The 19,296-nt window shown below is 62.3% G+C and carries 16 protein-coding genes, 1 tRNA gene and 1 pseudogene; 8 read left to right on the forward strand and 10 right to left on the reverse strand.

Annotated elements, in window-relative coordinates:
* Positions 1–27: 27 nt before the first annotated feature.
* The 4 genes from ACVIGA_RS12835 to ACVIGA_RS12850 all read right to left on the reverse strand — a co-directional run bounded on the left by ACVIGA_RS12835 (position 28) and on the right by ACVIGA_RS12850 (position 6,125).
* Positions 28–2,715 carry a carboxypeptidase-like regulatory domain-containing protein gene (locus ACVIGA_RS12835; RefSeq protein ID WP_456666674.1) on the reverse strand — a complete coding sequence of 896 codons (2,688 nt, stop codon included), beginning with the start codon at positions 2,713–2,715 and terminating at the stop codon, positions 28–30.
* Positions 2,712–4,952, reverse strand: coding sequence for a hypothetical protein (locus ACVIGA_RS12840; protein ID WP_456666675.1), 2,241 nt, complete (start codon positions 4,950–4,952; stop codon positions 2,712–2,714). Before ACVIGA_RS12840 ends, ACVIGA_RS12835 begins: the two co-directional genes overlap by 4 nt.
* A 24-nt stretch (positions 4,953–4,976) precedes the next feature.
* Positions 4,977–5,405 (reverse strand): hypothetical protein, encoded by a 429-nt coding sequence (locus ACVIGA_RS12845; RefSeq protein ID WP_456666676.1) that lies wholly within the window; start codon positions 5,403–5,405, stop codon positions 4,977–4,979.
* A 123-nt stretch (positions 5,406–5,528) separates the two neighbouring features.
* A complete protein-coding gene (locus ACVIGA_RS12850; RefSeq protein WP_456666677.1) occupies positions 5,529–6,125 on the reverse strand; it encodes a TetR/AcrR family transcriptional regulator in 597 nt (198 codons plus the stop codon).
* A 94-nt stretch (positions 6,126–6,219) separates the two neighbouring features.
* On the opposite strand from ACVIGA_RS12850, the gene ACVIGA_RS12855 reads away from it, so the two are divergent.
* The 5 genes and pseudogenes from ACVIGA_RS12855 to ACVIGA_RS12875 all read left to right on the forward strand — a co-directional run bounded on the left by ACVIGA_RS12855 (position 6,220) and on the right by ACVIGA_RS12875 (position 11,281).
* On the forward strand, positions 6,220–7,515 hold the full coding sequence (locus tag ACVIGA_RS12855; protein ID WP_456666678.1) for an MFS transporter: 1,296 nt from the start codon (positions 6,220–6,222) through the stop codon (positions 7,513–7,515).
* A gap of 349 nt (positions 7,516–7,864) precedes the next feature.
* A complete protein-coding gene (locus ACVIGA_RS12860) occupies positions 7,865–10,174 on the forward strand; it encodes a tetratricopeptide repeat protein (protein ID WP_456666679.1) in 2,310 nt (769 codons plus the stop codon).
* Complete coding sequence (locus tag ACVIGA_RS12865; protein WP_456666680.1) at positions 10,122–10,511, forward strand: hypothetical protein; 390 nt, start codon at positions 10,122–10,124, stop codon at positions 10,509–10,511. Before ACVIGA_RS12860 ends, ACVIGA_RS12865 begins: the two co-directional genes overlap by 53 nt.
* A gap of 102 nt (positions 10,512–10,613) precedes the next feature.
* Positions 10,614–10,897: pseudogene (locus ACVIGA_RS12870) on the forward strand (GlsB/YeaQ/YmgE family stress response membrane protein).
* Positions 10,898–10,903: 6 nt separating this feature from the next.
* Positions 10,904–11,281 (forward strand): hypothetical protein, encoded by a 378-nt coding sequence (locus ACVIGA_RS12875; protein WP_456666681.1) that lies wholly within the window; start codon positions 10,904–10,906, stop codon positions 11,279–11,281.
* 1,034 nt (positions 11,282–12,315) lie between these two features.
* On the opposite strand, the gene ACVIGA_RS12880 is transcribed toward ACVIGA_RS12875, so the two are convergent.
* The 6 genes from ACVIGA_RS12880 to ACVIGA_RS12905 all read right to left on the reverse strand — a co-directional run bounded on the left by ACVIGA_RS12880 (position 12,316) and on the right by ACVIGA_RS12905 (position 15,598).
* Positions 12,316–12,510 (reverse strand): hypothetical protein, encoded by a 195-nt coding sequence (locus tag ACVIGA_RS12880; protein WP_223977220.1) that lies wholly within the window; start codon positions 12,508–12,510, stop codon positions 12,316–12,318.
* Between the two features lie 213 nt (positions 12,511–12,723).
* The gene (locus ACVIGA_RS12885; protein ID WP_223977218.1) at positions 12,724–13,104 is read right to left on the reverse strand and encodes a DUF6894 family protein; all 381 of its coding nucleotides are present in this window, start codon (positions 13,102–13,104) and stop codon (positions 12,724–12,726) included.
* A 102-nt stretch (positions 13,105–13,206) separates the two neighbouring features.
* Positions 13,207–13,635: a hypothetical protein gene (locus ACVIGA_RS12890; RefSeq protein WP_456666682.1), complete on the reverse strand. Its 429-nt coding sequence runs from the start codon at positions 13,633–13,635 to the stop codon at positions 13,207–13,209.
* A gap of 346 nt (positions 13,636–13,981) precedes the next feature.
* Positions 13,982–14,698, reverse strand: coding sequence for a Crp/Fnr family transcriptional regulator (locus tag ACVIGA_RS12895; RefSeq protein WP_456666683.1), 717 nt, complete (start codon positions 14,696–14,698; stop codon positions 13,982–13,984).
* A 7-nt stretch (positions 14,699–14,705) separates the two neighbouring features.
* The gene (locus tag ACVIGA_RS12900; protein WP_456670795.1) at positions 14,706–14,933 is read right to left on the reverse strand and encodes a DUF6894 family protein; all 228 of its coding nucleotides are present in this window, start codon (positions 14,931–14,933) and stop codon (positions 14,706–14,708) included.
* A gap of 590 nt (positions 14,934–15,523) precedes the next feature.
* Positions 15,524–15,598, reverse strand: a tRNA-Glu gene (locus ACVIGA_RS12905).
* A gap of 527 nt (positions 15,599–16,125) precedes the next feature.
* Here ACVIGA_RS12905 and ACVIGA_RS12910 point away from each other — a divergent pair.
* From ACVIGA_RS12910 to ACVIGA_RS12920, 3 genes are read left to right on the forward strand one after another with little or no spacing between them, the layout of a single operon-like run.
* The gene (locus ACVIGA_RS12910) at positions 16,126–16,578 is read left to right on the forward strand and encodes a (2Fe-2S)-binding protein (protein WP_074130888.1); all 453 of its coding nucleotides are present in this window, start codon (positions 16,126–16,128) and stop codon (positions 16,576–16,578) included.
* Position 16,579: 1 nt separating this feature from the next.
* Complete coding sequence (locus tag ACVIGA_RS12915) at positions 16,580–18,907, forward strand: molybdopterin cofactor-binding domain-containing protein (protein ID WP_456666684.1); 2,328 nt, start codon at positions 16,580–16,582, stop codon at positions 18,905–18,907.
* Positions 18,908–18,960: 53 nt separating this feature from the next.
* On the forward strand, positions 18,961–19,233 hold the full coding sequence (locus ACVIGA_RS12920) for a hypothetical protein (protein WP_456666685.1): 273 nt from the start codon (positions 18,961–18,963) through the stop codon (positions 19,231–19,233).
* The last annotated feature ends 63 nt before the right edge of the window (positions 19,234–19,296 follow it).

The following is a 19,296-nucleotide window of genomic DNA, read 5'->3' on the forward strand; positions in this document are numbered from 1 at the left end:
GTTTGCGCGGCTTGCCGGATGGCCCGGCTACTGCAAGGTCAGAAGGCTTGTCTTCTTCGTGCAGGCGGCCAGATCGAAGTCGAGCTCGGCCTCGTCCTGCCGGAGCTCGAGCTCGGCACCGCGCTTCGGAGCGCAAGCACCGGATGGGGTGCGTGCGCTCACCGAAACGAGGGAATCGCGCTTGACCTTGCCGAGGATGTAATAGCCGCCCGCATCCGTCGCCGTGGTGCGCGTCGATCCATCCTCATTGCGCAGCGTGATCTCGACGCCCTGCTGCGGGCCGCCCGATGCTGCAACGACCTGCCCCGCAATCAGCAGGCTGCGATCCGCGGCAACGGCGTTGCCGGTCGGCCGAAGCCCCTGCATGGCGCCGATATCGAGGATGTCACCCGGCTCCGCGTCGACCAGCCTGATCTCGACGGAGCGGATTTTTCCAAGCGCCAGCGGCAGAACGCGCCACTTCTCGAAGCCCGACTTCCAGAGGAAATCGTGCTGCGCGACGGTCACGGCGTGCCATGTGCCGTCCCGCTCGAACGGCTTGATCCATCGCCCGGTATCGGCATCCTCCGGCGGGCGGGTGCCGGTACCTTCGGCGACCGACACCATCGCGCCGGCTTCGGTGCGCCAGACGAGCGCCAGCTTTGCTTTCGCGATCCTGCCGTCGTCCCTGCGGATCCGGTAGGACCAGGACAAATGCGTGATGTTGAAAAGATGCAGGTCGTTCGGCGCGAATGTGAGCGAGGCTTCGCGCGATGTCGCGGTGAGCTTTGCATAGGCGGGCGGCGCCTCGGAGGCCTGACCGGCCGATGCCTGCCGTTGGTACGTGCCGCCCGCGGCCTTCGTTTCGCCCGCTCGTTCCAGCGGCAGCCTGTTGAAGAATGCCGTGGGCGTGTTGTCGTCGACGATCGTGATGCTCTCGCGGCCGGTTGCGTCGGCGGGGTTTCGCGTGAAGGACGTGATCGGCTTGCCGTCGATCGAGACGGTCGCGCGATCGGCGCTCGGGACGTAGATCGTGATGCCGTGCAGATCGCGGGTGCCGGCGTTCGGGTCCGGCAGCTTCTCCTGCAGGACCTTGTCGACGAACGACGAGATGTCGACGGCGGAGGTGTCCGGATTCACCGCGACGTGCTGCGCGATCTGGGAATGCACGATCCGGTAGTTCGACCAGACCGCGCTTGGCGGCACCCACACGCGCTTTGCGTCCGGCAGCTCGCCGGTCGGGTTGTAGTAGTCGGCTGCGAGGTTGCGAAACTCCTCCATGGCCACTGGAGGGAAAGGAGCTTCCGATGTCGCCGTGAACGTCGGGTCGAAACGGACGGTGCCGAAATGGGTATACCAATGGTGCTGAACCGAGGCGCCCTTGGCAATGAGATGCCGGCCAAGCGCGATCTGGCCGCCCGCGGTTGATCCCTGTGACGCTTCGCGACAATAGATGCTCACCGTACAGACATAGGCCTTGAGATCGAAGTCCTCGAGCCGGGGATCAAGCTTCGCGAGCGCGGCTTTCGACGCGTCAATCGCTTCACTGGTCACATCGCCAAAGCTGACGTGGCTCTTCGCAAGCGCGTAGAATCCCGGGAAGACCGAAGCGAGCGGGGCGACGCCCCGGTGGAATGACCACGTCTCGCTTGGGTCACCGTTCCAGATTGACGTGACGCTTCGGAATCCCGTCTGCTTCAGGATATCGGCATAATAGCCGTGCGTGCCCGCCGCTCCCGCCAGCCCCATCGACTCCTGCCGGACGTCTGCGCCAAGCTTGTAATCCGGCTTGTAGTGCGGCCCTGGTCCCTCGAATGACGGGTGATAGCTCAGACCGCCATGCGAGGTGAACGACGAGGGGCGGATGTTGAGAAGATCGACCAGGTTCTTCTCGGCCAGCACCGACCAGCGGCTGAAATTGTCGCGCTCGATCGCGACAAGGTTGACCGCACATGACGGGCCGCACGAACCCGACTTGATGCGCAGCCCCGTTAGAGCCGGAAACGGGCCGTCCCGCCCTGGCATGACGCCGATCGGCCATGGCTCATTCAGGATGATGGTGACCGAGGTGGGCGCAGCCGACGGCGCCTTGCCTGAACTCATCCGAAAGCGTGCCGTGGTCTCGGCGGGAAACACATAGGTCGCGCCGTCGGCGAATTGCGCCTCGACGACCAGGTCAGCCGGCGGATCGCGGTCGAAGATCATCCGCAATTGCTGGTATCCGCGCGCGTCCTTGCCGCCAACCACTTCGAACGCGCGCATCCACTCGCCGGCCCCCTTCAGGTCCAGCGAGATTCCGCCGACCGAGAGCGGCAACGGATTTGGCAAAACCCGCCGAAACTGCGGGAGCATGTCGTCGGCCCATGAATGGATCGTATCGATGTTGCCGCGATGCCATTGCCGAAGCAGCAAGCCATAAACGGAATGCCGCCCGACACGCGACGGCTGCGTGCTCAGACCGATGTAGGATTTGAACAGCGCGCTGACGTTGTCGCCACCGGTGGAGCTGCTGATCCAGAAGCTGTCGGTGATGGGAAGCCCGAGCTCTTCGTTGAGGTAGCGGTGGATCGCATGTCCCTCCCACGGCGTCTGATAGTCGACGTCGCTCGAAAACGTGATCATGTTGCCGAACGGGTAAGGCAGCGGGCGGATATCCGCGGCAAGGGATTGCGCAGCAAAAGACGACGAGCCGGCGGCGATCAAGGCAAGGCCTATGGCCAGCGCCCGACGCATCATTTGGTGATTCCGGAACGCGGCCTGGACAGCATCGCGGCGAGCTGGTCCGCGAAATGATACGCCAGCCATTGATGTCCGCGAACCGAATAATGGGCATCGTGCTGATACGTCAGGTTCTCTTCCGCCGGCGGTATCGGGGGTTGCACGCAGTCGATCGACGCCTGCTCGCACAGCCTGGCGAAGTTCTCGAGCAGTTGCGCGGTGCCCTTGCGGACGGTGCGACCATCCGGCATCGCGAACGTTCCGTCGCAATTGTTGCTGCGGCGGCAGACAGCCTGATCATGACCGGTCGTCAGGACGAACCGCGTCTTTGGATAATCGGTGCTCAGCTTCCTTGTGATGGCCGCGAACAGATCGAACGATGCCTTGGCCTCAGGCGCAAAATCCGCATAGGGAATACTGAAGCTCTCGAAGATGCCGAGGCCCTTGATCAGCTGCTCGTTGGTCGGGGCCACGGCGTCCAGCGCCCAGCTCGGATCCCATGGCCGGAATGTCAACGCGCCGTTGGCGCCGAGATCAAAGTCGTCGAGCACGTTGTGCTCATAGCTCCATCCGAGCGTGCTCTTCAGAATCCTGGGGTTCATCTGCGTCGCAAGCCCGCTCATCTGCTCGATGAGAACGACGTCCGGGTCGAACTTCATGATGTAGTCGCGGATGACGCGGTAGTTGGCCGCAAGATCGCCATTGTCACGCCCGGCGGAAATCACCTCGACGCAGCGACCCAGACGCCGTCCGAGTTCACCCTCGAGCACCACGTTGAATTTCTCGGTGGCCTTGACCTGCAATGCGACGAACGTGCTGCCGCCGACTGCTGCAATGCGGAGACAGCGGTCGCGGTTATCCAATGCGCGATCGCGGTCGAGGTGTCCGAAATTGTTGGCGAACGCCCGGCCGGCAAACTCGCGAGGAAATCCCGGACCGCCCGGCCATACTGTGCGGCGGTGCTTCGCGTAGTGGAAGATGGTCAGATTCTTCTGGTCGTCGGCGTCGAACTCGGACTTGATGTCCGTTTCCGCGGCGTTCGGTTCCTTGCGGCCGGGGTTGTCGAACTCCGGGCGGACCGGAACGTCCACCACCATGGTGCCGGCCAGCGGGCGAAACCAGCGTCCGAGCGACGCATAATGGTCCTCGTCCTCGAACCGGTACCTTAACGATGCCGCGAGGCGCGTCGGGACATCCGAAAATGCAAAACCGCCATCGAGCCCGAGCTCGGTCGATCGCGTCTGATTGTCTTCAAGGACGAGTTCGATGCGCTGCCCGGCGGTGGCCAATCCACCAACGACCTTCCCGGAGATATTCGAGGCCGCGGCGTCGGATGTCGCGGTATCCGATGCGGTCAAGGCGAGGCGTCGAATGGCAAGCTCGCCTGGCCCGGCGCCATCCAGAATGACGACCCATGACCTGACGCTGTGTCCCGAAGCGCCAGCGAGTACCGTTCTCACCGATCTCGGTAAGGGTGCGACGTAGCGGCCGTTGCCGGCCCCCCGCAATTGCCCGGGCGTGCCGGCCTTCTCGACAGGTCCGGCGAGATCTGACGGAACATCTGCCGGCTTGAGGGCGGGATCCGGCGGCATATCCGGACCCAGACGCACCGACCATCCGGTGAAGGTGTAATCATCGAGGATCAGGCCGACGGTGAGGGTTCCGGCCCGGATGGTATCGCTGTCGAGTTCGACCTCGATCTGCTTGGCGTTGATCGCAGGAGTGTTGTCCGGCGACCAGGCCAGCCACGACTTGCGCGCGGTCGTGGTCAGGATCGCGGATTTCACGCCGATCGGCCCGCTACGTTTTTGCGTCAGCGTGCCGCCGTAGACTTCGAGGAGGCCGGCCTTCTGATAGACATCGATGTCGTTCAAAAATGCCCATTCACCGAGCTGATGCGCGCTTCCCTGGATGGCATTCGACGACGCGGAGTCCGCGGTATCCGTCCTCAAGTCTGATAGGTGTTCGCGAAGGTCCGAGATCTCGTCCTTGATCTCCGCGCTTTGCTTTGACTGCGCTGCTTGAATGGCGGCCAGCTCAGAAGCCCGCTTCGCATGCTCGGCCTGGAGGTTGGCGAGCACGGCCGACTGTCTCAACTGCTCCCCCGGCATCGCCTTCAGGATGCTCACGTAGTAGCGCAGTTTCGGGTAGACGCGCGGACCGATGACAGCGACGCCCGCGACTGCGGCGACCAGCAGAACGATGACCGTCCGCGCCTTCCACGAGCGCAAACCTCTGGATGGGAGCTCCGCCAATTAACCGGTCCTTTGAGATTGAAATTAGCGGAGGGTCTTCGGGTCGAGGTTGGTCGCTGTGACGCTGATATCGGTCCCTTCCCGCTTGAAGGACACCGTTCCAATCCTGACCATCCCGCCGTAGTTGGGGCGCGCGTATTCGTCCATGCTTGTCACGAGCGCGAAGATGACCTCGACAGTCGAAAAATTCCGATAGCGCTCGTCGTTCAACAGCTCGGAGACGTAGCGCTTTCCCGTTTCGACCAAGGTCGAATTGACATCATCGGCGGGCAAAGCGCGCAGCTTGTCGCGATCCGGCTGCAGGTTCAGCAGCATCAGCAATCGTTCGCCGCGCGGCGCGGCGACGATATTGCTCCGCGCAACGTCGAGCGCTTTCGGCGCCTCAGCGGAGACGCCGGACATTGGAAGAGCGACGAAAAACGTCATCAGGCAGGCGAGTAGCGGCTTCCACATACGCTTGGTCCACACCAGTTTGGCGTGGGGTAACAGACTTAAAATCTCAAGTCTACATATATGGGGTGGGGCTTACCAAACCCGCGCTTTCACTTGGTTAAATGGCGGACGGGACACCACATCTCACGCCTTCGCCACGCTCGCATCGATCACGAGCTTGGCCACCGCGAGCGCCGACTGCGCCGGCCCCTCCTCCGACTGCTGGCCGGTGACGTAGATGCCTTCGATCAGCAGCAGCAGCGCATCGCCGAGCACCGCGGGGTGGCGCGCGCCCATGAGGGCAGCGAGCTCGCGCAGGCGCTTGCGAAACAGCTTCTTGTGCGCTTCGGCGACCTGCCGCGCGGGATTATCCCGCGCCGGATATTCCACGGTGGCGTTGCTGAGGCCGCAGCCGCGATAGCCTTCGGCCACGGCGTTGGCCGACAGCACGCGGATATAGGCGAGCACGTGCTCGCGCGCGTCGCTGTATGATTTGCCGCCGGGCTTCTCGAACTTCTCCCAGAAGTTCGCCTCGTAGTCGCGCATGTAGGCGGCGGCGAGATCGTCCTTGGAGGCGAAGCTGCGATAGAGGCTCGGCTTGGTGACGCCGGCGCGGTCCACCACCTCGTCGACGCCGACGGCCCGGATGCCCTCGCGATAGAACAGCTCGGCCGCGGAGGCGCGGATCCGGTCGGCGGCGCGGACCGGGCGCTCCGCCGACGGTTCGACTGATTTCTTCATGGCAGCCATCCGGATCCTCCCAGCGCGACACGCTTGACAATGTTACTTACCGGTACGTATACACGGCCCATCGCAATACGTACCGGTAAGTAACATGCCAGACACCCCCATTCAAGCCGCCCCCACCTCGAGACGGCCGTTCGGCCAGAATTACGCGTTCGTCGTCGTCGCCGTGATCTTCCTTGCGCTGCTCGCGTCAGCCGGCCTGCGTTCAACGCCCGGCGTGCTGATGCTGCCCCTGCAAAAAGCCTTCGGCTGGGACGTCGGCGTGATCTCCTCATCCGCCGCGGTCGGCATCTTCCTCTACGGCCTCGCCGGCCCGTTCGCCGCGGCCGTGATGCAGCGCTTCGGCATCCGCCGCACGGTGCTGGGCGCGCTGGTGCTGATGTCGGCCTCGACCGGCATGAGCTATTTCATGACCGCGCCGTGGCAATTGTTCATGAGCTGGGGACTGCTCTCCGGCATCGGCTCGGGTGCCGTCGCCAACGTGCTCGGCGCCACCATCGTCAATCGCTGGTTCACCACCAATCGCGGCCTCGTGATGGGGCTGCTGACGGCCAGCACCGCGACCGGCACGCTCATCTTCATGCCGGGCCTCGCGGCGCTGGTGGAATGGGGCGGCTGGCAGCCGGTGGTGCTGACGGTGGCCGCATGCTGCGCGGCGCTGATTCCGCTGGTGTATTTTCTGGTGCCCGAGCGGCCCGCCTCGGTCGGCTTGCGCTCGTACGGCAGCCAGCACGACGATCAGGTAGCGCTGCCGGCGCAAGGCAATCCGTTCACCGCCGCATTCAGCAACCTGGCGCGCGCGGCGAAGACGCGGGCGTTCTGGTTCCTGTTCGCCACCTTCTTCATCTGCGGCTTCACCACCAACGGTTTGGTCGGCACCCATCTGATCGCGTTTTGCGGCGACCACGGCATCGTCGAGGTGCAGGCGGCGAGCCTGCTCGCGCTGATGGGGTTCTTCGACCTGTTCGGCACCACACTGTCGGGCTGGCTCACCGACCGTTTCGATCCGCGCAAGTTGCTGTTTCTGTATTACGGACTGCGCGGCCTGTCGCTGATCTACCTGCCCTACTCGGATTTCTCGCTTGTGAGCCTGTCGGTGTTCGCGGTGTTCTATGGTCTCGACTGGATCGCGACCGTGCCGCCGACCGTGCGCATCGCCAACGAGGCGTTCGGCGACAAGAACGCGCCGCTGGTGTTCGGCTGGGTGGTCGCGGGCCATCAGCTCGGCGCCGCCTGCGCCGCGTTCTTCGCGGGCTTCGTGCGCTCGGCCCAGGGCGATTATCTGCAGGCCTTCATGATCGCAGGCTTGACCGGCATCGTCGCGGCCGTGCTGTCACTGATGATCACGCGGCGGCCGGCGCAACCGGTCCTCGTCGCAGCGTGAGCTGCGCGCCGATTGAGAAGCAGCCCGGCTGTCCGGCGGACGCGCAGGTCGCCCATTGCGAGTGGGCGTCCCACGTCCGCCGGTTGCTTTCGACGCAGAACAGATATCAAGCCGCAGGCCGGCCAAGGACCAGGCGTTTCAGCCCGCCTGTTCCTCGAATTGTTCCCGGGACCCGTTGCGCAATCGAGGGCGATCTGCCAGTTTTTCAGCCTTTCATAGACGGGCGATGCACATCGCGGGGCATCTGACATGTCTGGTCACGTGAGGGCCAAGACCTGAGGCTATTTCACCCGCTTGTTGCAACGCTTTTGGAACCCCGGATCGGACCTGGAGCGTTTGAAGAAGTCGGATGCCCGATACAGGCGAACCTCAAAAATCCAATTCGAACGCCTTGCAGTTCGCCTTCGCGCAGGCTGTCGCGCTGCATCAGCGGGGGCAGCTGGAGGCAGCAGAGAAGATCTACGAAGACATGCTCCGACAGCAACCAGACAACTTCGATGCGCTGCATCTGTTGGGCCTGGTTTCCGCCCAGACCGGCCGCAGCGAGCGCGGCGTTGACCTGATCCGGCGAGCGATCAGGCTCAACGGCACCGTCGCGGACGCACACAACAATCTGGGCAACACGCTGCGCGATTTGCGTCGCTTCGACGAAGCGCTCGCGAGCTTCGACAGGGCGACCGCGCTCAGGCCAAACCTTGCGCCCGCACTCTACAATCGCGGACTTACGCTCGCAGACCTTGGACGCCACGAGGAGGCGCTCGCGAGCTACGATCGGGTGATCGCGCTCGTACCTGACCATGCAGATGCCCATCGAAACAGGGGCGCCGCGCTGAGAAAGCTGGAGCGGCTCGAGGAGGCCCTGGCGAGCCTGGACCGGGCGATCGCGCTGAAGCCCAACGATGGCGGTGCACACAACGATCGTGGCAACGTGCTCAATGACCTCGAAAGGTTCGATGATGCGCTCGCGAGCTACGACCGGGCGCCGGAACTGGCCGGCGCGTGTTACAACCGCGGCAACGTCCTGATCAAGCTCGATCGTCTCGAAGAGGCAATTGCAGGTTTCGACAAGGCGATCGCGCTGCGGCCCGACTATGCCGAGGCCTACAACAACCGCGGCACGGCGCTGTTGAAGCTCATGCATCATGAGGCGGCGCTCGCCAGCATCGACAAGGCGATCCAGCACAAGGGCGACGATGCGGCTGCCTACGCCAACCGCGGCAAGGTTCTATCCACTCTGGCGCGCTATGACGAGGCACTCGCTGCCTATGACAAGGCCGTCGCGCTCAAACCGGACCAGGCCGACATCGAAGGCTATCGTCTGCACGCCAAATCCCACATGTGCGACTGGGTCGACTTCGATGCCGAGTGCGGCCAATTGATCGAGTCGATCAGGAAACGGGACGCGACGACGCCGCCATTCCTGTTTTGTAGCGTTCCTTCATCGGTCACCGACCAACTGCTCTGCGCCACGCGATGGACCGCGAAGAATCATCCACCGTCTGACAGACAGCGCTGGCGGGGCGAGCGCTACCATCACGATCGAATTCGGATCGGCTATTTCTCGTCGGATTTTTGCAACCATGCGACAGCGGTTTTGATGGCAGGGATGTTCGAGTGCCACGACCGGTCGAAATTCGAGACGGTGGCAATCTCATGGTCGCCCAACGACCCTACGGAGATGCGCCGACGGCTGGAGGTGTCGTTCGATCGATTTGTCGAGGTCCGGGACATGAACGACGATGAGGTCGCCGACCTGATCAGACGATTGGAAATCGACATCCTGGTTGATTTGAAAGGCTTTACCGCGGGATCCCGCACCAGAGTGCTTGGCCGCCGGCCTGCCCCCATCCAGGTCAATTATCTGGGTTACCCGGGAACGCTCGGTGCCCCGTTCATCGACTACATCATCGCCGATCGTACCGTGATCCCGGATCATCATCGCGAATTCTACAGCGAAAAGGTGGTCGCCCTGCCCAACAGCTATCAGGCCAACGACGACAAGCGGGGCATTGCCGATCGCGTGTTTACGCGCGACGAGGTCGGGCTGGCACCGACGGGCTTCGTGTTCTGTTGCTTCAACAACAACCACAAGATCACGCCTGACATGTTCGATCGGTGGATGAGGATTCTCGCCCGCGTCGAGGGCAGCATGTTGTGGCTGCTCGAAGGCAACGCCCGCGCTGCCGTAAATCTGCGAAAAGAGGCTGTCGCGCGTGGCGTCGCTGCGGAGCGCCTTGTGTTCGCACCGCGCCTGTCGATACCCGATCATCTCGCCCGCCATCGCCTCGCCGGCCTGTTCCTCGACAGCACTCCCTACAACGCCCACACGACTACCAGCGATGCACTATGGGCCGGCCTGCCGGTGCTCACCATTCTCGGCGACACGTTTGCCAGTCGGGTCGCGGCGAGCTTGCTCCATGCGATCGGCCTGCCCGAGCTCGTTGCGGAATCGCCGGAGGACTACGAGCGCATGGCGGTCGATCTCGCGACCGATCCTTCGAGGCTCGCTGCGCTCAAGACCAGGCTGGCGGCCAATCGGCTAACGGCACCGTTGTTCGACACCAGGCGGTTCACCCGGCATATCGAGGCCGCCTACACCGCGATGCATGAGCGCCACCGGGCGGGCATGGCACCAGACCATATCGTCGTCCCGGCGTGATCGTTGCTGCGTCCTGCCCTACTCGGACTTCTCGCTGGTCAGCCTGTCGGTGTTCGCAGTGTTCTATGGGCTCGACTGGATCGCGACCGTGCCGCCGACCGTGCGCATCGCCGACGAGGCGTTCGGCCACAAGAACGCATCGCTGGTGTTCGGCTGGGTGGTGGCAGGCCATCAGTTCGGCGCCGCCTGCGCCACGTTCTTCGCCGACTTCATGCGCTCGGCGCAGGGCGATTATCTGCAGGCCTTCATGCTCGCCGGCATCACGGGCATCGTCACGGTCGTCCTGTCGCTGATGATCACCCGGCGGCCGGCGCAAGCCGTGCTCGCCGCGGCGTGAGGACGTGCTGGAAGGACCAAGCGCAACTGAAACCATCAATCGTGACGGAACTATTGGTCGCAGTCAGCATTGCTCACCATCAACTTACGGGAAGGCAACATCATGCATCTCTCCAATCAAGGTCTGCTCGTCATCCTCGTGGTCGGCGTGGTGGCTGGTTGGTTAGCGGGCAGGGTCATGGCGGGCGGCGGCTTTGGCCTGATCGGTGACCTGCTCGTCGGTCTGGTCGGTGCGTTCATCGGTGACTGGCTCATGCCGCAACTCGGTATCCACCTTGGCGTCGGCATCGTTGCACTGATCGTCAACGCCTTCATCGGAGCCGTTGTGCTCTGCTGATCCTGCGATTGGTCGGGGGCGGCTTTGGCGGCAGGCGCCGCTGGATTTGACGATGCTTGCTGGCGACGGGCTCGCGCGATCCTGAGCTGCCATGCCCCCTCCGTGGACTTGGTGGCCGGGAGAGCGATAGCGAACGCCCCGCTCAAAATCATATCGTGAGACGGGCTATTCTTTGGGAACAATATGAAGCAGCGAACCTTGCCCTTTCAGAAATGATCGCAAGGGTTGACCCAATGAACATTCTTCCTGTTGATCGCGCGCTAAGGATATACGGCGTGCTCGCCGACCGTTGCGAGACGAAGGGATCCCGTGAACAGCTTTCCCGATATCTGATGAAACTGTATATCGCCGGCGAGAGGGACCAGCACCGATTGACAGTGCACGGCATGTCGTACCTTCGCGACCTGGATCGGAGGATCGATTCCAGCAATTGAACGCGGAATCTGCTGGCCGCGACTAACGCTTCTGCGCCGCACGCTGTGTCCGCAGGGAATTACGCCGCGTGATCCTGGCGATCGCAGCGCGGACGGCGTCTGCCCTTGTTTTTTGTTTCTTCAGTGGTGGCGTCTTCTGTTGTTCGCCGGCTGTTGGCGTCATCGCCAGCTGGTGAGTTGGCGCTGTCGAGCTATGCTCGATAGGCTGCATGCTCATTGGGCCAGCAGATGGTGATTTATGCATCGACATAAGGGATAACTCCTCCCGTGGAGTTAGCTTCAAAGGCCCCCAGGTTAAATTCGGAGGATCGCACTTGCTGAGTTTGGACAGATGAAATAAGCCGCCGCCAACGGAACGAAGCCAGAGGCTTCAAATGCAGCCGAGGATGAAAAGCGTGTTGGAACGTGCGCGTCCAGTTGATCATGGCGCATTTCTCACACATAGCTCACCCGCTCAGATCAGGCAGGAGCATAAAGTGCTCTCAGTCATCCGTTCGATGATGACCCTTCAATGATCCAGCGACCCGACCGTTCCAAGCCCGGGCGATTCTGATCACTTCGGCGGTTGAAGCTCGGAGGATCGCAGCCATTCGCTCAGATGCGATCCGGTTTCAGCCTGTCTGGCCTTCTTCAAAAGGGCTTCCCGGTCACGCCCAGGTGCGAGGACGTCAGCTTGTAGGCGGAGGCGCTGCGCCTCATCGGCCAGGCGGATCTCAAGCGATTGGGTCTGCTTAAATCGGTTTCGTTTCGTAGCCATTGCGCGGTTCCCTGTTTCTGTTGGGCGGGAGCGCGAAGCGGGCGTTCTCATCACCGATATAAGCCACGAGCCGGGCGGTGATGGGACATAAATTACCAGACGGCCAAAGATGCGTTCTATATCGCACGTTATACTGTGGAACCTATTCACCCACGTGAGAACCAAGGCAGCTGAGAAAATAATGCGAGACTAAAGTCTCTCTGGAGATAAGCCATAGCAGCTCCGTTGAAGGGGCGACAAAAATAGGCCCGGCTTCCGCCGGGCCTATTTCTATTCGTTACTTCTGCTGCTGGCTCTTGGAGTGCGCCTCATCACTGTGCTGATGGGCGGTCTGCGAATGCTGCTTGGCAGCGGAGGCGTGCTCTTTGCCCTTGGCGTGATCGCCCTTGCCGTGATGGTCAGCGGCGGACCGGTGCGCCTTCGCTGCATTCTCGTGGTGTTCTGCAGCCTTGTTATGCTCGTCTCGTGCCATGGTGGTGTCCTTGTCGTTAGCTCCCAGCTGCCACCAAGTCCCCCATGGCGCCAGGGTTCCTCCGTTTAGGGCATCGCACAGAGTATGTTTCTCTCGCTCCAACAGGAGCAACGCCTATGCTGGAGCGATTGGACCCAAACGACGTATCAATATAGGCAGAATGCCGCCCATTCCAAAAAGTCAATCAGAGCACCAAAGGCCCGAAGCAGGCGTTTACGCGTCAACGCCGTCTTCAGCAGAAACCACAAGCCTGAAGAGCACCTTTTCCGACGCGTCGGTTACTTCCAGGCTCCAGTCGTGTCCCGGCTTCAGCTGGCCGTCGAGATCCTTCAGGGTCTCCCCCGCCATCGTCGTGGCTTCCTTCCAGGCGGCGTGGCGATCCGAAAGCTCCTCCCCAACCTCGTCGCGGTTGGGGCCGTCATGATAGACATGAAAGAAATACAGCGGCATTTGGTATCCTCTGGCCACGCCTATTACGAAGGCCAACGTCAGCGTATCTGCCTCGTTCCCAACGATGCGCTCGACCGGGAACGAATTTGTCGGCGTTTGGAGCACGAGCGGGATCCATTCAGCCGGAGGATCGAAGAGGAGCATCGAAGAGGAGCATCGAGTACCAGATCAGTTGCTCGAAGAAATTACCCAGCCGGGCCGCCGCGCTGCCTAAGAATGGACAATGGCGCCACCCGTGCCATCAAGTCAGAGCATTGCTCTACGCCCTGCGGCGAGCGGATCGGTCTTTTCCGCTGCGACGACGCGGCCGATCACGACGACGTCTCCCGGGAAGATCAGATGATCTCGGCGCATCTGTCGCCGCTTGTGTAGTGGGTTCGCTGAGTGACGGATCGATTGGTCGAAGCGGCAGCGCCTTTCGAAGAGCCGCGCTTCGAGCGCGACAAGGAACTGCCTTCCCTCTTCCGTGATTTCCCAGCCCGCATCATCGCGCAGCACGAACTTGGCCGAGAAAATATTCAGGTGCGGCGCGTGTTCGGCCAATCGCTTCATGCGATCGGTCCAGTCCTTGCCGCTATTCATCAAGATTGCAACGGCGTGCCGCAGGTCGGCAACGGAGGCTCGCCCGGCAGATTGGCCGGCCAGCACTTTCAAGACGGTCAGTTGGGAGGACACTTCCACGTCTCCGGTCTGGCTGGCCACGGAGTATGGAAGAATTGGTTAATCGCCAGTCAGGTGCGCGAAAAGCCTCGCAACGAAAGCTAACGATGACCGCTTGTGCGACAGCCGGCCCGGCCCGCCCGTTAACCGCAATGAGCAAGGTTAAGAACTGAATTGCGTTGCTGCCCCTCGGTCTACGGCCAATCATCGTGCCAGCCGCGCGGATTGGCGTTGGTCATGCGTATCGCGCGGTCAGGGGCCGCCGTTCTCCGGGAGAGACTGTGGCCCCGCCCAATCTGGCGCCCCGATGACAGACACCAACTGCAAGAAAACCAGGATGCCCGGCGCCAGCATAGACCGACTACGCCGATTTCGAACTTCGTTGCAGATAGTCAGCGTTGAAATCAGCAAGCGCTTCCAGTTCTCCGCGGTTCGGAAGCGTCACCATCTCTCCACGCCATTCTAACAGCCCTCGCCTCCGAAGGGCCTGCAACGTTCTGTTGGTATGAACTGTCGAAAGGCCACAAGCTGATCCAATATCTGCCTGCGTCAGCGGGAAAGCAAAGCTGCCCCTGTTGAGCAGGCCTACAAACTCAAGACGTACGGCAAGTTCGCAGAACAGTTGTGCAACGCGATGAAGGGCATCCAAGGCGCCGAGGTTGCCGACCCAATGCCGGAAGATTGCCGCGTCAATAAGTGTCTCGCGCCAGAACGTATGGACCAACGAGGGCTGCTTGTCGAACATCGCCCGTAGCGCCGCGTGCGGCACTGTCCCTACGATGCTTTGCCCGACGCTGATCAGATCGTGATCCATCGTCGGCAAGTACAAAGTCATCAAATCGGGAATGTCGCCCGGAACGTGCAGCGAAAGTATTTGGCTTCGATCACCGACGATTTTGCGGCGATATAGAAAGCCGCTAATGAGCACGACACAGGTAAACGCCCCGTCACCTTCCGTCAGAATGCTTTCTCGATCATCAAGCTTTCTGACGGTGTGAGGAAGCGCGTTCAGTACAGCAAGCTCTTCCTGAGCAAGGCCAGAAACTGCCTGCAAGCGCGCGATCAGTCGTTGATGCATTGCGGGATCACGTGGTTGAGATAGTCACAGTAGCGGTGCCTACGACCTCCGAGCCGTCTCTTATGTCGATCGTCAGACGGAACTCATGTCCGTCCCTCCCCTCGTCGAAGGCTGCATCGCCGAGGGCAGCAAAAGCCATCGCTCGTGCAGCTTCGAGACTTTCGAGTTCGTGCCCCGTTTCGTCGATCGCGGCTTCGCTGTCCGAGGGGCGATAGTCGAAGAAATATCGTGTCATAATCCGCAACGTGCTAATTCCGCTTCCGTTCCTGGGTCACTTGCCGCCCCACGTCGAGGAATGTCGATTGCCCATCGAGCGCAACTTCAGGATGGCCTGAAAAAGCGAGTCGTCTGCACGCTGACCTAGCTACAGCGGATTTGAGACTTGCCTTGTTTGCCATAGCTCGACCGTGACGGGCGCCCCCGCCGGCCTTGATTCGTCTTCACACGATTGCTGAGCCATTGCGTGAGATGCAGCGCGCAGCGCCGCAAAGCGCGCCAAGGCGCAGGGACAGGCGCCATGCGGAATGGACGACACGCAGGTCGCGGGAGCACGAATCGACGCTTTCCGAAGAAGCCACTCCACGCAGTCATCGATCGGACGGGTATCCTGGAAATGCGTCCGGCGATCCAGCCCGGTGGCGGAATTTCGGCGATCATCTTCAACCGCTACGCGAAAACGCGCTACGCCAAAGCGGCAGGATCGAACGTCTTAAGGCCGGGTTTTCGCGCGTTCACTGGTCGCCAAGGTGCGTCATCTGTCGCTGATGTATATTCAACGCATATTCGACGTAAGCGGGTGCCGGGCTATTAAGAGATTGATTTTGCTGGCGCTCCCTAGGGGAATCGAACCCCTGTTTCAGCCTTGAGAGGGCCGCGTCCTAACCGCTAGACGAAGGGAGCGTTGAGATGGAAGGCAATAGCCTCGAAATCGGCCTGCCGCAAGATGGCTTGTGCGTTGCGGCGAGGATTTTGTCATCCATGCTTACCATGCCGTGCCTGCGGTTTCGGCACGGGAGCAGCCTGGGAACGGCTCCCTGCGCCCCTGCGGGGCCTCGCGCGCCGCACCCGCACGGACCAGCGATGCTGCCGCGCCGCGCGCATGATGGCCACCTGCGGATGTCATGTCTGCATCGTGCACGGCCCTGCTTTCGCCAAACGGAAATGCAAAACACCTGGCTGTGAAGTCACCCGGCGGCCTGCCTCTGCTAACATCGCAGCTCTTCACCATGCTGCGCCGGGCAAGGCGCTCGAGACGCGAGAGGAGTGCTTGGAACAAAGCGCAGACGCTTTGACGTTAAGGCATTGGCGCACGGCAATTTGGCTCACGAATATCTTGGCAAAAACAAACATCAGCGCGGCCGCAGGCAATGGAAGATGTTCCGCCCTGTCCGCACCGGTCAACAGCTTAAGCAGAGCGAGGACAGACCATGATCAAGCTAAAAATCAACGGCCAGGAACAGAATTGGGACGGCGACCCGGATCTTTCGCTGCTGTGGTATCTGCGTGACGAAGCCGGCCTCACCGGCACCAAGTTCGGCTGCGGCCAGGCCCTGTGTGGCGCCTGCACCGTGATCATCGACAAGGAGGCGGTGCGCGCCTGCATCACCTCGGTCTCCGACGCGGCCGGCCGCGAGGTCACCACCATCGAGGGGCTGCACCCGACCGGAGACCATCCGGTGCAGAAGGCGTGGCGCCAGGTCAATGTTCCGCAGTGCGGCTACTGCCAGGCTGGCCAGATCATGCAGGCCGCGGCGCTGCTGGACCAGAACCCGAAGCCCAACCACGACCAGATCCGCGAAGCCATGTCGGGCAATATCTGCCGCTGCGGCTGCTACCAGCGGATCGAGAATGCCGTCCATCTCGCATCGACGGGGGTGTGACATGAACATTCGCACCAACATACCCACCGATTCTGGCAAGCTTCGCGGCTTCGAGAAGCACGTGAAGGTCGAGAACCTGTCGCGCCGCAGCATCCTCAAGGGTCTCGGCATCGCCGGCTCTTTCGTGCTCGCCGCACCCGTGATGACACGGCAGGCGTTCGCCTATGAGACCGGCGCCGGCAAGATGCCGCACGGCGTCGTGGTCGATCCGCGCGTGTTCGTTGCGATCGCCCCCGATGGCGTCGTCACCATCCTGGCGCATCGCGCCGAGATGGGCACCGGCGTCCGCACCAGCCTGCCTTTGATCGTCGCCGAAGAAATGGAGGCCGACTGGTCGCGCGTCCACGTTCAGCAGGCGCATGGCGACGAGGTCAAGTTCGGCAACCAGGACACCGACGGGTCGCGCAGCACGCGGCACTATCTGATCCCGATGCGCCAGATCGGCGCCTCCGCGCGTTCGATGCTGGAAGCCGCCGCCGCCAAGAAATGGGGCGTGCCGGTGACCGAGGTGAAAGCGCAGAACCACGAGGTGGTTCACAGCGCGAGCGGACGCAAGATCGGCTTCGGCGATCTCGCGGCTGACGCGGCCAAGGAGTCGGTGCCAAGTATCGAAGGCCTCAAGCTGAAGGACCCGACGGACTTCCGCTATCTCGGCAAGGGCCAGGTCTCGATCGTCGACCTGCACGACATCACCACCGGCAAGGCGCATTACGGCGCCGATACCAGGCTGCCCGGCCTGAAATACGCTGTCATCGCCCGTCCGCCGGTCACCGGCGGCAAGGTCAAGTCGTTCGATGACAGCGCGGCGATGAAGGTGCCGGGCGTCGAGAAGGTGATGGAGGTCAAGGGCTGGCCCTGGCCGTCAAAATTCCAGCCGCTCGGCGGCGTGGCCGTGATCGCGCGCAACACCGGTGCCGCGATCAAGGGCCGCGACGCGCTGAAAATCGTCTGGGATGACGGCGCCAACGCCAAGTACGACTCCGTCACGTATCGTGCGTCCCTGGAAGAAGCCGCGCGAAAACCCGGCCTCGTGGTGCGCAAGGAAGGCGACGTCGATGCGGCCCTGAAGAGCGCCGACAAGGTGATCGTGGGCGAATATTATCTGCCGCATCTCGCCCATGTCAGCATGGAGCCGCCGGTCGCGGTTGCCGACGTCAAGGGCGACAAGGCCCAGATCTGGGCGCCGGTGCAGAGCCCCGGCGGCACCCGCGAGGACGTCGCCAAGACGCTCGGCATCCCCGAGGACAATGTCACCGTCAACGTGACGCTGCTCGGCGGCGGCTTCGGCCGCAAGTCGAAATGCGATTTCGCGCTCGAGGCGGCATTGCTGTCGAAGGAACTCGGCGCGCCGGTCAAGGTGCAATGGACCCGTGAGGACGACGTGCATCACGACTTCCTGCACACCGTCTCGGTGGAACGGATCGAGGCCGGTCTCGACAAGAGCGGCAAGGTGATTGCGTGGCGGCACCGCAGCGTAGCGCCGACCATCGCCTCGACCTTCGCCGCCGGCGCCAACCACGAAGCGCCGTTCGAACTCGGCATGGGCCTGATCGACAACCCGTTCGAGATCGCCAATCTGCAATGCGAAAATCCGGAAGCGGCCGCGTTCACGCGGATCGGCTGGTTCCGCTCGGTGTCCAACATCCCGCGCGCCTTCGCGGTGCAATCCATGGTCGGGGAAATCGCGCATGCGACGAACCGCGACCAGAAGGACATGCTGCTGGAACTGATCGGAAGCCCACGGATCGTCAACCTGTCTTCGGTGAAGGATCCCTGGAACTACGGCGAGCCCTATGACAGCTACCCGATCGACACCGCGCGGCTCCGCAAGGTGGTCGAACTGGTTGCGGAGAAGGGCGAGTGGGGCCGGACCGTGCCGAAAGGCCACGGTCTCGGCATCGCCGTGCATCGTTCCTTCGTCAGCTACATCGCGACCATCGTCGAGGTGGCTGTCGACGAGAAGGGCAAGCTCACAGTGCCGCGGGTCGACACCGCGATCGATTGCGGCACTTACGTCAACCCGGAGCGGATCGCCTCGCAGATCGAGGGTGCTGCGATCATGGGGCTGAGCCTCGCCAAATATGGCGAGATCAGCTTCAAGGACGGCAAGGTGCAGCAGAGCAATTTCGACGATTTCCCGGTGATCCGGATCGACGAGTCGCCTGCGATCACCAACGTCTACATCGTGCCGCCGGGGGCAGACACCCCGCCCAGCGGCGTCGGCGAACCCGGCGTGCCGCCGTTCGCACCGGCGCTGAGCAACGCGATCTTTGCCGCCACGGGAAAACGCATCCGCGCCCTTCCGATCGGCAAGCAGCTGGAGACGTGAGACAGGAACGTTAGCTGGAGCGGGCCGTTCTCATCGGTCACATGGAGAGACCGATGAGAACCCCACCTCGAACATTCAGGACGCTCGCGGCAACCTTGTCCGCGGGCGTCTTGCTTTTTGCGACACAGGCAGCGTTTGCGCAGACCGCCTCGCCGCCGAGCACGACCGCGACGCGTCCGGCCAAGGTACTGCCGGACCAGACCTCAGTTCCGAGCAATGCGCCGCCCGCGACCACCGGCCAAACCACCGGTGAGGCCAGCCGTGATCCCACGATCAAGAAGATGAACGAGGACGAGAAGCAGAAGGTTGACACCAAGGGCAAATAACGGAGCGGACCAGGAAGCGGCGGTCTCCCCAACCGCCGCTTCCCGATCGCATCGCCCCCTATC

The sequence above is a fragment of the Bradyrhizobium sp. USDA 3240 genome (genome assembly GCF_054063295.1).

Bases quoted from the DNA above. Each gene is read 5' to 3' on its own strand.
- ACVIGA_RS12865 (WP_456666680.1), top strand. From the start codon at position 10,122: ATGAGCGCCACCGGGCGGGCATGGCACCAGACCATATCGTCGTCCCGG.
- ACVIGA_RS12860 (WP_456666679.1), top strand. From the start codon at position 7,865: ATGCCCGATACAGGCGAACCTCAAAAATCCAATTCGAACGCCTTGCAG.
- ACVIGA_RS12895 (WP_456666683.1), bottom strand. From the start codon at position 14,698: ATGCATCAACGACTGATCGCGCGCTTGCAGGCAGTTTCTGGCCTTGCT.
- ACVIGA_RS12855 (WP_456666678.1), top strand. From the start codon at position 6,220: ATGCCAGACACCCCCATTCAAGCCGCCCCCACCTCGAGACGGCCGTTC.
- ACVIGA_RS12920 (WP_456666685.1), top strand. From the start codon at position 18,961: ATGAGAACCCCACCTCGAACATTCAGGACGCTCGCGGCAACCTTGTCC.
- ACVIGA_RS12880 (WP_223977220.1), bottom strand. From the start codon at position 12,510: ATGGCACGAGACGAGCATAACAAGGCTGCAGAACACCACGAGAATGCA.
- ACVIGA_RS12850 (WP_456666677.1), bottom strand. From the start codon at position 6,125: ATGAAGAAATCAGTCGAACCGTCGGCGGAGCGCCCGGTCCGCGCCGCC.
- ACVIGA_RS12845 (WP_456666676.1), bottom strand. From the start codon at position 5,405: ATGTGGAAGCCGCTACTCGCCTGCCTGATGACGTTTTTCGTCGCTCTT.
- ACVIGA_RS12900 (WP_456670795.1), bottom strand. From the start codon at position 14,933: ATGACACGATATTTCTTCGACTATCGCCCCTCGGACAGCGAAGCCGCG.
- ACVIGA_RS12915 (WP_456666684.1), top strand. From the start codon at position 16,580: ATGAACATTCGCACCAACATACCCACCGATTCTGGCAAGCTTCGCGGC.
- ACVIGA_RS12885 (WP_223977218.1), bottom strand. From the start codon at position 13,104: ATGCTCCTCTTCGATCCTCCGGCTGAATGGATCCCGCTCGTGCTCCAA.
- ACVIGA_RS12835 (WP_456666674.1), bottom strand. From the start codon at position 2,715: ATGATGCGTCGGGCGCTGGCCATAGGCCTTGCCTTGATCGCCGCCGGC.
- ACVIGA_RS12910 (WP_074130888.1), top strand. From the start codon at position 16,126: ATGATCAAGCTAAAAATCAACGGCCAGGAACAGAATTGGGACGGCGAC.